Raw genomic sequence first — 12,687 nt, forward strand, 5'->3', positions numbered from 1 at the left:
ATCCACTTTTTGAGTTAGCAACAACTAACTTACATGTAAAAATTATAGGGCTTATTGCCCCATAATTTTCATCCACCCTGCGGTGTAAAAGGCTCTCATTTCTTTTAGATAATGCTTTGCTTCTTCAAGCGGCATTTCATGTATAATCAATTCAAAAAAAGTGTTGAACATTCCTGTGATTAAGATATGCTCCAACCGTTCATCAATGGGTGGGGCAGGTCTGCCGAGCTTTTCAAGAACTATTAAATAATCATGTGTGCCTTTTGTTTCTATTTCCACCATTTCATCAATCAGCTTTGAAAAGCGCGTTCCCTCGGAACAACAAAGAATGAGCTTAAATTCATTCAAGTGTTCATAGGCGTACAAAAGCATTTCATACATACACTCGCCGGAAGTAGAGGTAAGATTGTCAGGCTGCTCCTCTGGCGGGATTTCTGCAAATTCTTTTTGCGCCTTGCGAAAGCAATCTAATAGAAAGTTGTAATGTTCGCCGACTAACGCTTCAAATAATTCTTCCTTGCTGTCATAGTAACCATAAAACGCCCCAGTTGTCACGCCCGCCGTCTTGACAATATTCCGCAAAGAAGCGGACTTAAAGCCTTTTTCAAGAAATTCTTGCATGGCGGCTGAAAGAATTAAGTGTAATGTCGTCTGCTCTACTTCATTCATTAACTCACTCCTCTCATATAACATTGTTATATATCACTGTTATATGATACAGTAAAGAGGGAGCTTTGTCAATAGTTTGAAAATTTTGCATTATAGAATTGGCATTTTTCGATTTTCTCCGTATTAAGAAGTGAGAAAATTTTTTGAAAAATCTTTCTCTGAAACTTTGGCAAAACCGCCTCCTGCGGTGTTGTAGGTAGTGAAAGGAGAACTGCGAATGGAAAATAGAAAACGGAACGTGCAAATCATTGTCCGAGTGACGGAGGACGAGCGGACGTTGATTGAGGAAAGAATGAGGCAGATACCGACCATGAACCTATCTGCTTACTCCCGTAAAATGCTGATTGACGGGTACATCATTGTTTTAGATTTGCAAAAGGTCAAAGCGCATACGGCACAGCTTCAGAAAATCGACGGCAATCTCAATCAGATTACAAAGCGTATCAACGAAACAGGGCGTATTTATGACAACGACATGGACGAGCTAAAACGGCTCATGGACGAAGTTTGGAAATTGGAGCGTCAGCTACTCCTGCAATTCAAGGGGCTAACGAAATGAGGGCTTGGGATCAAGCAAAATGCAACGGCGGCAGCGGGGCATTTTACGGAACAGGCTATCCTGTTCCTATGCTTGCTACGAAACTGTAAACACCAATTTCAAAGGAAAGGACGGGAAATGAAGAAATTATACAGCTGGAAGAACAGGCAGAAAACATTGACAAGTTTATCGGCAAGGTACGGAAGTATCTCGATTTGGACGAGCTGACGCCCACTGTCTTGAATGACATGGTAAAGGCGGTATATGTTCACACGCCGGACAAGTCAAACGGACATAGGGAACAGCAGATTGATATATCCTATGACCTTGTGGGAATACTCCCCGCGTCCTTGCTCGCTGACCTGTAAAACGGAGAAACGGCATAGCCGAAGCTATGCCGTTTCTCGAAAACAACTCTATGCTGTTTTATGAGTGCCGACCTTTCCGGTGGCTTTTTAACAGGAAATTTCGATGGAATCACCTGTTATATTTGATTCCGTTCGTATCCTGCAGTATTTTTTTGCGAAAATTCTCTCTCATAAAAGAAGATATACTGCTGCAGCACACCTGCAAATCCCGGATATTTCGAGAAGTTCTCCGCGATCAGCGCCTCGCAGAGCCGCGTTTCCGGGACATGTCCGGTACAGTGGCTTTTCGGGGCGTACTCTCGCAGCAGGATCTTTTTGATCCAGGTGTCTACCGGGAAAGCGCCGATATGGTGAAGGCCGAAGAGGCAGATGCAGTTGGCAACCTTGACGCCGATTCCATAGCAGGAGAGAAGAGCTTCCATGGAGTCCGCATAGTTCATCCCTTGCAGGCGGTCAAGATCCAGTTTTCCGGAGCAGATGTCCTCGCAGGTCCGCTTGATGTACTTGGCGCGGTAGCCGAGCTTTAAGGCGAGAAGATCATCCAGAGAGGCGCGGTTTAACTCTTCAGGGGATGGAAAAGCATAATAATATCCGGATGAAGGATCTGTGATTGCTGGTGCGGCGGATGTAGATAATTGTTTCTGAAAAGTCGCAGAAGCATGCTGCCCTGCGGATATATCGGAAAACTGCACGTTGGGCAGAATTGCCGTGTGGGTACGGAAATTGCACTCTGACGGAATTTTATATCGTGTTCCATATCTCTCACTCAGCGCCTCCACCAGCGCTCGGATCGCCGGAATCGTTTTCTGCTGCGAAATAATAAACGTAATGATCATTTCCCAGAGATCCTGATTCAGGATCCGTATCCCGCTGCCGAAAGCTGCCGCCCTTGAGAGATAATCATCCATCGGATCGATCGCCCGGATATAAGTGTCATAATCCGTCTTGAGGTCAAAATAGTGTTCCCAGAATGCAAACTCATCATTTGGACAGTGAAAAGTTACCTCGTCTCCAGTTTGCTCTACAATAAGAAAATGTCCGCTGCTGATGACCCGGTAAGCTGCCTGTGAACGGTTCGGATCACACGGAACCATGCGGAAACACTGCCCGGAGTCGGCGATCTGACGGAGGGTGAAGTTTTTTAAAGCTTTTGTGATCATAAAGTCTCCATAAAGATGTATGAAATAGTTCCCGGATAAAGCGGGAAAGTATTTGAAGTTCGATGCAAAAGGCGGGAACTACAGGTATCAAAAATACCACCCGGCAGGAAGTTCCAGCGGGTGGTAAAAATGAATTGCATATTTCAGTCTGGCGGAAGAAAAATTACTGCTCAGCCTTCTTATTCGCTTTCGCCTGAAACTTCTCGTTTTGGATAATGAAGCGCTCGTGGCGGCCTCCGCCGATCTTTCCTTTGGCATCGTAAGCGGCAACATCAAATACGAGGCGGCGTCCGTCTACCTCGACAAGTTCAGTCTCGCACCATACGGTCATTCCAAGCGGTGTCGGTGCGTCGTGTGTTACGTTTAAGAGTGTACCCACAGTACCGCAGCCCTCGTCGAGCTGATCAGCAACGCTCATCCAGGCGGTCTTTTCCATTAAAGCGGTCATAGCCGGTGTCGCGAACACGTCGAGTGTGCCGCTTCCCATTGTTTTTGCGGAGTTTGCGTCAGAGACAACAACTTCCTGTCTTCCTTTTATTCCAGTTTCCAGCATAAGTTTGTCCTCCATGATTAAATGAATACCACAGTTTACAATACCGGAGATCCTGACAGTGACAGCGAAGATCCGGGATTTAAACCGGGAAAGTGTGGTCAGCGCGGCGTTTTCCTGCTTGACACTGACATATAAAGTATAGAATACTCGTACACGAATTGCAAGAAAAAGACTTACTGGTTTGTGATCATTTTTTTCAGATTCTCAAAAAGCTCCAGATCGGATTTGGTCACACGGATGTTGGAGGCGAGTTCTTTGCCATCCGGTTCGATAACCTTAAATTCGATGATCATGTTTTCCTGAATGCCATGTTTGTAGACAGCACGCCAGAAAGCCGGGAATTTCGGGTGGTTTCTGGTAAAGGTCTGCCAGGAGTTTTTGAACTGCAGAAACATCATTGGATTTATACTCAAAATATCTTCCTCTTTCCTAAAATTGTGTTTCGGGTAGTCACGCAGCGGGGCGGATGGACGCCGGTGCCACTGTTTGCGCAAGGCACAAACAGTAACATGCTGATGGATTCCAGTATAAAATATTTGAGCAGGAATTGCAAGATATGGGAATAGTATGCTACAATTAGCACTGAGAAAGTGGTTACTGTATACGGATCGAAATTTTCTGAACTGAAAATTCCGTACAATACAGTGGTGATGGTGAATTTTGTCGATTTGAAATGCGAAGCATCGGAAAAACGATGGTCAGGCAGTTATAAAGGAGAGAGGTACGATGTTGGAGGACGCAAAAAAACGGATGGCCGAAAATGTCATTTGTAATTTGAAAAAAAGAAACATGGAGGGGATCTATTGCCGGGATAAGAAAGAGACAGTGGAAACGATCCTCTCGCTGATCGAACCCGGTGCTTCCATCGGCTGGGGCGGCTCGGCATCGATCCGGGAGCTGGGAATTCTGGATGAATTGGAGAAATCCGGGCATGAGATGCGGGATTACCCGATGAAAGATAAAGAGACGATGGGAAATCCGTCTTATCTCGGCTCCTGCAGTGCGGACTGTTTCCTTATGGGAACGAATGCGATCACTGTAAAAGGCGAACTGGTCAATATTGACGGTGCGGGAAACCGTGTAGCCTGTCTGATTCATGGACCAAAGCAGGTGATCATTGTTGTCGGAATGAATAAGATAGTGCGGAGTATTGAGGATGGGATCGACCGGATCCAGACGCAGGCTTGTCCGATCATTGCAGATGCTACCGGCCGGAAAACGCCATGTGGTGTAAAGGGAGTCTGCATGGACTGCCAGTCCCCCGACTGTATGTGCTGTTCGATCGTTGTTACACGGAGATCCCGATATGACGGACGGATCAAGGTTGTGATCGTTGGGGAAAATTTAGGCTATTAAAATAAGATTACTGGAGGAACCCAATGTTTTTTATTGGCGGAATTACTCAGGGGACAAAAGAGCTGGTTTATAACGCGGCGGCGATGATCTGTGGCCGCTGCGGGAGATATGGACGGTATCAGGTGTTTATGACCTATATGTGCCTGTCCTTTTTCTTTATTCCGATCTTTAAATGGGGACGGAAATATTATGTGAAGACGAGCTGCTGCGGGACCGTTTACCAGCTGGACGAGGAAGCCGGAAAGCGGATCGCCGCAGGAGAGGATGTGCCGATCCGGGAGGAAGACCTTACCCTTGTTTCAGAGGGGCATGATGCCCCGGCCTGGGATGTGCCGGTGAAGCGGTGTTCAAACTGTGGCTATGAGACGAAAGAAAATTTTGACTATTGCCCGAAGTGCGGAAAGAGGTTTTAAGACATGAAGATCACATACATTCATCACAGCGCATTTCTTGTGGAGACGGAATCGGCGTATCTGCTGTTTGACTATTTTCAGGGAAAACTGCCGGAGTTTTCTGAGGAAAAGCCGCTCTATGTGTTTGCCAGTCACAGACATCCGGATCATTTTTCAAAGGTGATCTTTGAACTGGAGGAGAAACATCCGAAGATCCATTATATTCTGGCATTTGATATCTGGAGTAAGCGGGTGCCGGAATCTTGTAAAGGAAAGACAGAATTTTTAAATCCGGGACAGATCCTGAAGGATGGGACGCTGAAGGTCGAGGGATTTAAGTCCACGGATGAGGGCGTCGCGTTCTGGTGCAGTGTGGATGGTCTGGAGATCTACCATGCAGGCGACCTGAATCACTGGTACTGGGATGGGGAAGATCCGCAGTGGAATAAGAATATGACGAAGGCGTATCAGAAAGAGATCTCGAAGATGCATGGGCGGACGGCGGATATTGCGTTTTTACCGCTGGATCCGAGACTCGGTGAATATTTTTACTTGGGAATCGATGATTTCGTGAAGGAAGTCGACGCGAAACATATTTTCCCGATGCACTTCTGGGGGGAATACGATGTGGCGGAGCGGCTGAAAAAAATGCCGTGTTCGGCGGGATACCGTGACAGGATCGTTGAGATCCATGAAGAGGGAGAAGGCTGGGAAATCTGAGAGGGGGAATAAAATGCAGCCTGCGACCTCAATGAATATCGGGAAAGTGATGGATGAAGAAGCGAAAAGAGAACGGTTTGCTTCCTGGTATATTACATTACCTGGAATTCCTGAGTACGAAAAAGAAATGATAGAGAAGTCATTGAAATATAACGTGTGGAAAGAACTCATAACACTATTCGTTATTTATATGATCTTATCATTGATATGGTTTTTCGGCGCTGGGCTGTATGATCCTTTTCAGAGCATAACGGGCTATAAACTCACAGGAAAAAAGAATGTCATCGCAGTTGTACAGGAAGATGGACAGTCATTGCGTCTGAAAGATCCAAATAAAGGTGAGCATGTACAGTATACACTTGCCGAACTTGGAATGGATCCGGTACAGTATTCTTACGGAAACAGGCTTCAGACATACTGGGAGAAGGAAACGGATGGTGAGTATCATTTCCTTGCCATACTGCCGGAAAAACAGGTATCGAAAATAGAAGGCCTTTATTACGGGGTGATAGGAGTCGGATATTTTACGATTCTTATTGGCGGAATCAGCGTATTTTTCATTCGAAGGAAGCGGTACACGGGATGGTTCCTGCGTTTCTACGATAGGCTGGAAAAGTTTTATTCAGAGCATGCTGTCTGGAGAAAGTACAGTGTTGAAGAGGGATATGACACAATAGATGCCATTATTGCTTACGGAAATGAAAATCAGCCATCCTTTGTAAAAGAATTTTCTTGTACCCGGCTTACAAGAGAGGAAGAGAAGAAAAAGAAATCAAAGATAATCGCCGTATGGTTGACGACTATAGCTGGCATGACAGGAATCGTACTGATCATTTTACTGCAGGTGAGTATTGCGTCAGAAATCGAACAAAGGAAAAATGAGGCAAGGACGGCAGCTGTTTTAGAAAAACTGCAGGCTGCGATCAACGGAAAAAGGTCCGGTCCTGCTGATGGATCAGAAAATTACAGCTATGCAGATATGATCGACCGGGCGAGAAATACATTTCCGGAAGAAGATGTTTACTACAAGCTTCTGACAACCGAAGAGTACGTTGCTCTAATTGTCACAACAAAGAAAAAACAAAATGTCTGCTTTGACCGGTATGTACCGGTACATGGCTCAATTGGCGAAGAGGGAACAGAGTATAAGCTTGCAATTTCCATGGTATCGGACGCAATCCAGCCGGATGACATTTTGCATAATTATACAGGGATTCTTTTGTCCCCGACATCGTAATGTGAACAAATATAAATTGAGAGGAGAACACCATGAAATTCACATTTGCGCACAATAATTTTAACGTTACAGATCTTGACAAGTCCTTAAAATTTTATGAGGAAGCTCTTGGATTAAAGGAAGTAAGAAGAAAAGAAGCGGCGGACGGGAGCTTTATCCTGGTATACCTCGGAGACGGCGTGACACCGCACCAGTTAGAGCTCACATGGCTCAGGGACTGGGAGAAAGATCACTATGATCTTGGAGATAACGAGTTCCATCTTGCATTCCGGGTAGATGATTTCGAGGCAGCTCACGCAAAGCACAAAGAGATGGGATGCATCTGCTTTGAAAATGAGAAGATGGGGATCTACTTTATCACAGATCCGGATAATTACTGGCTGGAGATCGTGCCGACAAGAAAATAATGAAAAGGTCCGACAGCCAGATATATGAAAATTTACACATCAGGCAGAGATGAAGGAAAACGTTCTCGCTGAAAAGAAAATAGCAGCCGGTCAGGGATAGGAAACATAGAAACAGATAAAACAGGAGGAGCTAAGATGATTCTGATTAAAAACGGGCGTGTAGTAGACGCAAAGAGCAATACAGACGAGGTTCTGGACGTTGTCATTGATGGCGGAAAGATAAAGACCATCGGAAAAGTGGAAGATGACGGAAGCTATGAGCAGGTGATCGATGCAGACGGCTGTGTCGTAGCGCCGGGCCTCATTGACGTCCATGTTCACTTCCGCGATCCGGGACTTACATACAAAGAGGATATCCAGACAGGTTCCGCCGCAGCGAAAAAGGGCGGATACACAACGGTTGTCACCATGGCAAATACAAAACCGCCGGTAGACAATGTGGAGACCGTAAAATATATCATCGAAGAAGGAAAGAAGACAGGGATCAATGTTCTTCCTGCCGCATGCGTTTCTGTTGGAATGAAGGGTCAGGACCTCACGGATATGGACGCCTTAAAGGCAGCAGGAGCCGTTGGATTCACAGACGATGGAATCCCGCTGATGAACGAGAAACTCGTCTACGAGGCCATGAAGAAGGCGAAAGAGCTAAATGTACCGCTGAGCTTCCATGAGGAAGACCCGGCATTTATCTCAGAGAACGGAATCAACGCAGGTGCAGTCGCAAAAGAGCTTGGAATCACAGGTTCCCCGGCACTTGCCGAGGATTCTCTCGTGGCTCGTGACTGCATGATCGCCCTGCACACAGGCGCGTCAGTCAATATCCAGCATATCAGCTCCGCCACATCTGTAAAGGCTGTGAAGCTTGCGAAAGAGCTTGGCGCAAATGTGACAGCGGAGGTCACACCTCACCATTTCACATTAGATGAGACCGCTGTTTTAGAACATGGCGCAATGGCGAAGATGAACCCGCCCCTTAGAACCGCGAAGGACCGCGAGGGCATTATCGAGGGAATCAAGGACGGTTCCATCGACATGATCGCCACCGACCACGCTCCGCACAGCGCGGAGGAAAAGGCAGTTCTTCCGGTATGGAAAGCTCCGAGTGGAATCATTGGTCTTGAGACTGCTCTCGGCCTTGCAGTGACAGAGCTTGTGAAGAAAGGCCATCTGACCACGATGCAACTCGTTGAGAAGATGTGTGTGAATCCGGCGAAATTATACCATTTTGATAAGGGATATCTCGCGGAGGGCAAAGATGCGGATATCGTGATCTTCAATGAGAACGAGGAATGGACTGTTACAGATGACGAGATCGCATCAAAATCCCACAACACGCCGTTTATCGGAACAAAGCTTTTCGGACGCGTGAAATACACGATCTGCGGCGGAAAGATTGTATACAAGGATTAAGAACATACAGCAGAGCTCCCTGGCATCGGGCTGATAAGACTCAGAGAATCCGGTTGGGGCTGGGAGCTGGGGAGTGCAGCTGTTTTCAGCAATGCAGGAGGAGGCAAAGCTGAGAATTGTGAGAAATAAAGAACAGGAGAAAACAAGTCATGAAAAAATACCAGGTGCTTCTTTTTGATGTGGATGGAACACTTCTGGATTTCGACAAGGCGGAGAGGATCGGCATCGAGCGGGTACTCACCCACTTTGGCGTACCGGCTACAGAGGAGAATGTGCAGAAGTACCACCATTTGAACAAAAGCTACTGGCAGAAGTTAGAGCGCGGGGAGATCACGAGAGAGCAGGTGTTAAGCCTGCGATTTGAGGATTTCTTCAGTGACTTCGGAATCAAGGTAAATGGCGCTGAGGTCGACAGTTTGTATCGCCAGACATTAAATGAGAGCGCGTTCCTTCTGGACGGTGTTATGGATCTTCTCAACGGCTTAAAGGATCGCTATGAGCTTCATATCGTTACAAACGGTGTCGCTGAGACCCAGTATAAACGCCTCGCGGCAGCAGGCCTGGACAAGCTGTTTCAGGGAATCTACGTTTCCGAGGAATCCGGATACCAGAAACCGCAGCAGGAGTATTTCGATTACTGCTTTGAAAAGATGGGCAGAAACGATGTGGAGAACATGCTGATCATCGGTGACTCCCTGACTTCTGACATCCGTGGAGGAAACAATGCCGGAATCGATACCCTGTGGTACAACCCGCACCATCAGGAGAATACAGCCGGGGTGCATGTGGATTACGAGGCGGATACGTTGGAAAGGATAGGTGAGATGCTGAGTTAATTTCAGAACGACAGCATCAGGCAATTTCTCTGAAAAGTTATGTAAACTAAATGCATCTGGAATGAGATAAAATCCATGGAAAATCATTTTGAAGGCTGGTTTTAATGCTGGTACCTTTTAAAATTGCAAAAAGTCATAGCAATACTGAGAAACATTGTCAGACATCTTGACAAATACGAGGATTTTTCTTATAATTAAGCTTTCCCGGAGAGCATTGTCCGCCGCATACGGATCCGGTGAAGGGACAGAAAGAGCGGCGGCGAATATATAGAAATGAGGGGTGTATTTCATGAACAAGAACACGACAGATATCACATTATCAGCTTACTTTAACGACATCGTGATCGGATATTACGAGGACGAGGACCTGGTAAAACAGTTTGGAAGACAGCTTGGATTCGACGTGGATATGGACACCTTTATGGCGGTATCATTCCAGTATCCGTCTGATATGAACGTAAAACCGGAAGACCGCGAGAAACTTACAAATGCGGCAAATGCGATCATCGCTCTATCCGACATCAACAAAAAGATCGGCGGCAAACAGATCATTACCTGCGACAGCGGTGACTGTGTGATCCTGATCATGAAAGATAAGTCTGGAATGCGCGACCTGATCCCGCAGATCAAGGAGACTGCTCTTCAGGAAGTTGAAAAGATCGAGTCCGACAGAAAGATCCGTGTCGGCATCGGTACGATCGAGAGCGGCATCAAAGGCATCAAGCATACATACAGCAATGCCCAGGATGCGGTAAAGGCCGGCGAGATCTTCAAGAAAGACCGGGTGATCCTTGAATACATGGGTATGGAGATTTACAGCAGCATCAATCAGATGGTTGTAAACTTCGGTGACCGCCTTACCAGAACCGTATTAAAACAGCTCGGTGAGACTGAGAAGCGGGTTCTCGCGAAATACTACAAATGCAAAGAGGACATCGCTGAGACTGCAAGACAGCTCGGAATGTCTGAGGATGATGTAAAGACAAGCTTAAATATGGTCCGTATTAATACCGGACTTGACGTAAATGATACAGAGGATAACTTCAAGCTCCACTTCATTATGATCGCGAAGAAAGTCCTTGAAAACGACGAGAGAATCAAGAAGAATCGTTAATTCACCAGAAAGTTTCTGCTGCTGTCTGCGCATGGCATGAACAGCGGAGTGTAGAAGGTGGACGATACAGAAGAAATCAGCAACAGCCCTGCGCATAATATGTGCCGGGCTGTGAGCCGTTATGGACGGTAAAATGCTGAATGGTAAAAGACAAACCGGCGGGGATCTGCCGGACAGAAGGGGATACACATATGAAGACAATGCTGGAGCGCGGAGCCGGAATTTTAATGCCGGTGTCAAGTTTGCCGTCACCGTATGGAATCGGTACATTTGGCAGTGCGGCCTATGAGTTTGTGGACTTTTTGAAGAAGGCAAGACAGAAATACTGGCAGGTTCTGCCGGTCGGACCGACAAGCTACGGGGACAGCCCGTATCAGTCGTTTTCCGCGTTTGCGGGGAATCCGTATTTTATCGATCTGGACACACTGGTGAAAGAGGGACTTCTCACACAGGATGAGATCAACGCCTGCTACTGGGGCGATAATCCGACCCAGGTGGCATATGATGCAGTGTTCTGGTACCGTTTCCCGCTGCTTAAAAAAGCGTATGCGAGAAGTGAGTACCGGGAGGAACAGGGCTACGAGAAGTTCTGCATGGACAGCTGGTACTGGCTGAACGATTACGCGTTCTACATGGCACTAAAGTTCCATTTTGATAATAAAGAATGGCTGGCCTGGCCGGAAGACATCCGCTTCCGCAAAAAAGAGGCAGTGGAGTCCTACCGTGAGGAGTTAAAGGACGAGATCGACTTCTGGAAATTCCTGCAGTATAAGTTTTACCAGCAGTGGGGAAAACTCCGCACATACGCGAATGAACAGGGAATCTCCATCATCGGTGATATTCCGATCTATGTGGCGCTTGACAGTGCGGACGTCTGGACACATCCGGAATTATTCCTTCTGGACGAGGAAAACCTGACTCCGCTCAAGGTTGCCGGAGTTCCGCCGGATGCCTTCAGTGAGACGGGACAGCTCTGGGGCAACCCGCTGTATCGCTGGGATGTCCAGGAAAAGACAGATTTTGCATGGTGGAAGGAGCGTATGAAAGCGTCCGCCCGCCTGTATGATGTAGTCCGCATCGACCACTTTATCGGCGTGACCCAGTATTACGCGATCCCGGCCGGTTCCGAGGACGGAAAGACCGGAGAATGGTTAAAGGGACCGGGAAAGAAACTCACGGATGCGATCAACATGGTCATCGGGGACACGAAGATCATCGCGGAGGACCTCGGGATCTTTGTTCCGGAAGTCAAGGAACTTCTCGAGGAGACCGGCTATCCGGGAATGAAGATCATCGAGTTTGCATTCAGCGGTGACCGCTTCAACGAGCATCTCCCACATATGTACTCTCCGAATTCTGTCGTTTACGGCGGAACCCACGACAATGAGACTCTGGTGGGCTATTTTAAGCCGGAAGAGCGCCAGTGGTGGGAATTACAGTACATTGCGGATTACATGGGCGTCTCCCATCAGCATGAGGTCGTAGACAAGGTCCTGAAGACCGCCTATGCGTCTGTCGCGAGTGTTGTCATCTTCCAGGCTCAGGATATCCTGAAACTGGACAACTGGGCGAGAATGAACACTCCGGGAACAGTTGGAAACAACTGGAGATGGAGAATGAAACCGGGCGAACTGAACCAGGATCACATCAACCATCTTTCATGGCTTGTGGATACATTTGGACGGTTCTGACGGTGCGGTCACAGGACAAAAATACCGAGTGACAGAGTCGGCTTTTGTCGATAACAACAGATGTGTGCCGTACGCGGTACAGTGCCGGAAAATAAGGAAAAACGGGCGGTTTGTAAGGGGAAAACAGACCGCCCGTTTCTTGGAAATTCGATTGACACCGGACCGGAATTGTGATATTGTTAAGTTAATTCCGATGCACTATTGAACTCACATGTTTTTGTAAGTCATTTGCGCGA

At 47.1% G+C, this 12,687-nt stretch carries 15 protein-coding genes; 11 read left to right on the forward strand and 4 right to left on the reverse strand.

The window, feature by feature from the left end; all coding sequences use genetic code 11:
- Positions 1 to 51 precede the first annotated feature (51 nt).
- Complete coding sequence (locus V2546_RS13230; RefSeq protein ID WP_329752587.1) at positions 52 to 669, reverse strand: helix-turn-helix domain-containing protein; 618 nt, start codon at positions 667 to 669, stop codon at positions 52 to 54.
- Between the two features lie 217 nt (positions 670 to 886).
- On the opposite strand from V2546_RS13230, the gene V2546_RS13235 reads away from it, so the two are divergent.
- Both V2546_RS13235 and V2546_RS13240 read left to right on the forward strand, forming a co-directional pair.
- Complete coding sequence (locus V2546_RS13235) at positions 887 to 1,228, forward strand: plasmid mobilization protein (RefSeq protein ID WP_329752588.1); 342 nt, start codon at positions 887 to 889, stop codon at positions 1,226 to 1,228.
- Positions 1,229 to 1,362: 134 nt separating this feature from the next.
- Entirely contained in the window at positions 1,363 to 1,575 is a 213-nt protein-coding gene (locus V2546_RS13240) for a DUF4368 domain-containing protein (RefSeq protein ID WP_329752599.1), read from the forward strand.
- Between the two features lie 116 nt (positions 1,576 to 1,691).
- Here the strand turns inward: V2546_RS13240 and V2546_RS13245 are convergent, their stop codons facing one another.
- From V2546_RS13245 to V2546_RS13255, 3 genes are all read right to left on the reverse strand, one after another.
- Positions 1,692 to 2,735, reverse strand: coding sequence for a DNA glycosylase (locus tag V2546_RS13245; RefSeq protein WP_329752589.1), 1,044 nt, complete (start codon positions 2,733 to 2,735; stop codon positions 1,692 to 1,694).
- Between the two features lie 163 nt (positions 2,736 to 2,898).
- The gene (locus V2546_RS13250) at positions 2,899 to 3,288 is read right to left on the reverse strand and encodes a thioesterase family protein (RefSeq protein ID WP_021905862.1); all 390 of its coding nucleotides are present in this window, start codon (positions 3,286 to 3,288) and stop codon (positions 2,899 to 2,901) included.
- 173 nt (positions 3,289 to 3,461) lie between these two features.
- A complete protein-coding gene (locus tag V2546_RS13255) occupies positions 3,462 to 3,701 on the reverse strand; it encodes a hypothetical protein (protein WP_243019601.1) in 240 nt (79 codons plus the stop codon).
- A 313-nt stretch (positions 3,702 to 4,014) separates the two neighbouring features.
- On the opposite strand from V2546_RS13255, the gene V2546_RS13260 reads away from it, so the two are divergent.
- From V2546_RS13260 to malQ, 9 genes are all read left to right on the forward strand, one after another.
- Positions 4,015 to 4,644, forward strand: coding sequence for a lactate utilization protein (locus V2546_RS13260; RefSeq protein WP_329752590.1), 630 nt, complete (start codon positions 4,015 to 4,017; stop codon positions 4,642 to 4,644).
- A 23-nt stretch (positions 4,645 to 4,667) separates the two neighbouring features.
- A complete protein-coding gene (locus V2546_RS13265) occupies positions 4,668 to 5,057 on the forward strand; it encodes a zinc ribbon domain-containing protein (protein ID WP_118532645.1) in 390 nt (129 codons plus the stop codon).
- A 3-nt stretch (positions 5,058 to 5,060) separates the two neighbouring features.
- A complete protein-coding gene (locus tag V2546_RS13270; protein WP_329752591.1) occupies positions 5,061 to 5,756 on the forward strand; it encodes an MBL fold metallo-hydrolase in 696 nt (231 codons plus the stop codon).
- Entirely contained in the window at positions 5,728 to 6,993 is a 1,266-nt protein-coding gene (locus tag V2546_RS13275) for a hypothetical protein (RefSeq protein ID WP_329752592.1), read from the forward strand. Before V2546_RS13270 ends, V2546_RS13275 begins: the two co-directional genes overlap by 29 nt.
- A gap of 32 nt (positions 6,994 to 7,025) precedes the next feature.
- Positions 7,026 to 7,400: a VOC family protein gene (locus V2546_RS13280; protein WP_015552238.1), complete on the forward strand. Its 375-nt coding sequence runs from the start codon at positions 7,026 to 7,028 to the stop codon at positions 7,398 to 7,400.
- 135 nt (positions 7,401 to 7,535) lie between these two features.
- The gene (locus V2546_RS13285) at positions 7,536 to 8,810 is read left to right on the forward strand and encodes a dihydroorotase (RefSeq protein WP_329752593.1); all 1,275 of its coding nucleotides are present in this window, start codon (positions 7,536 to 7,538) and stop codon (positions 8,808 to 8,810) included.
- A 149-nt stretch (positions 8,811 to 8,959) separates the two neighbouring features.
- Positions 8,960 to 9,646 carry a YjjG family noncanonical pyrimidine nucleotidase gene (locus V2546_RS13290; RefSeq protein WP_329752594.1) on the forward strand — a complete coding sequence of 229 codons (687 nt, stop codon included), beginning with the start codon at positions 8,960 to 8,962 and terminating at the stop codon, positions 9,644 to 9,646.
- Positions 9,647 to 9,935: 289 nt separating this feature from the next.
- Entirely contained in the window at positions 9,936 to 10,760 is an 825-nt protein-coding gene (locus V2546_RS13295; RefSeq protein ID WP_117515863.1) for a hypothetical protein, read from the forward strand.
- Positions 10,761 to 10,951: 191 nt separating this feature from the next.
- Positions 10,952 to 12,451: a 4-alpha-glucanotransferase gene (gene malQ, locus V2546_RS13300; RefSeq protein ID WP_329752595.1), complete on the forward strand. Its 1,500-nt coding sequence runs from the start codon at positions 10,952 to 10,954 to the stop codon at positions 12,449 to 12,451.
- Positions 12,452 to 12,687 lie beyond the last annotated feature (236 nt).

It is taken from the genome of Clostridium sp. CM74B_53, assembly GCF_036318045.1.
GTDB lineage: Bacteria > Bacillota > Clostridia > Lachnospirales > Lachnospiraceae > Pilosibacter.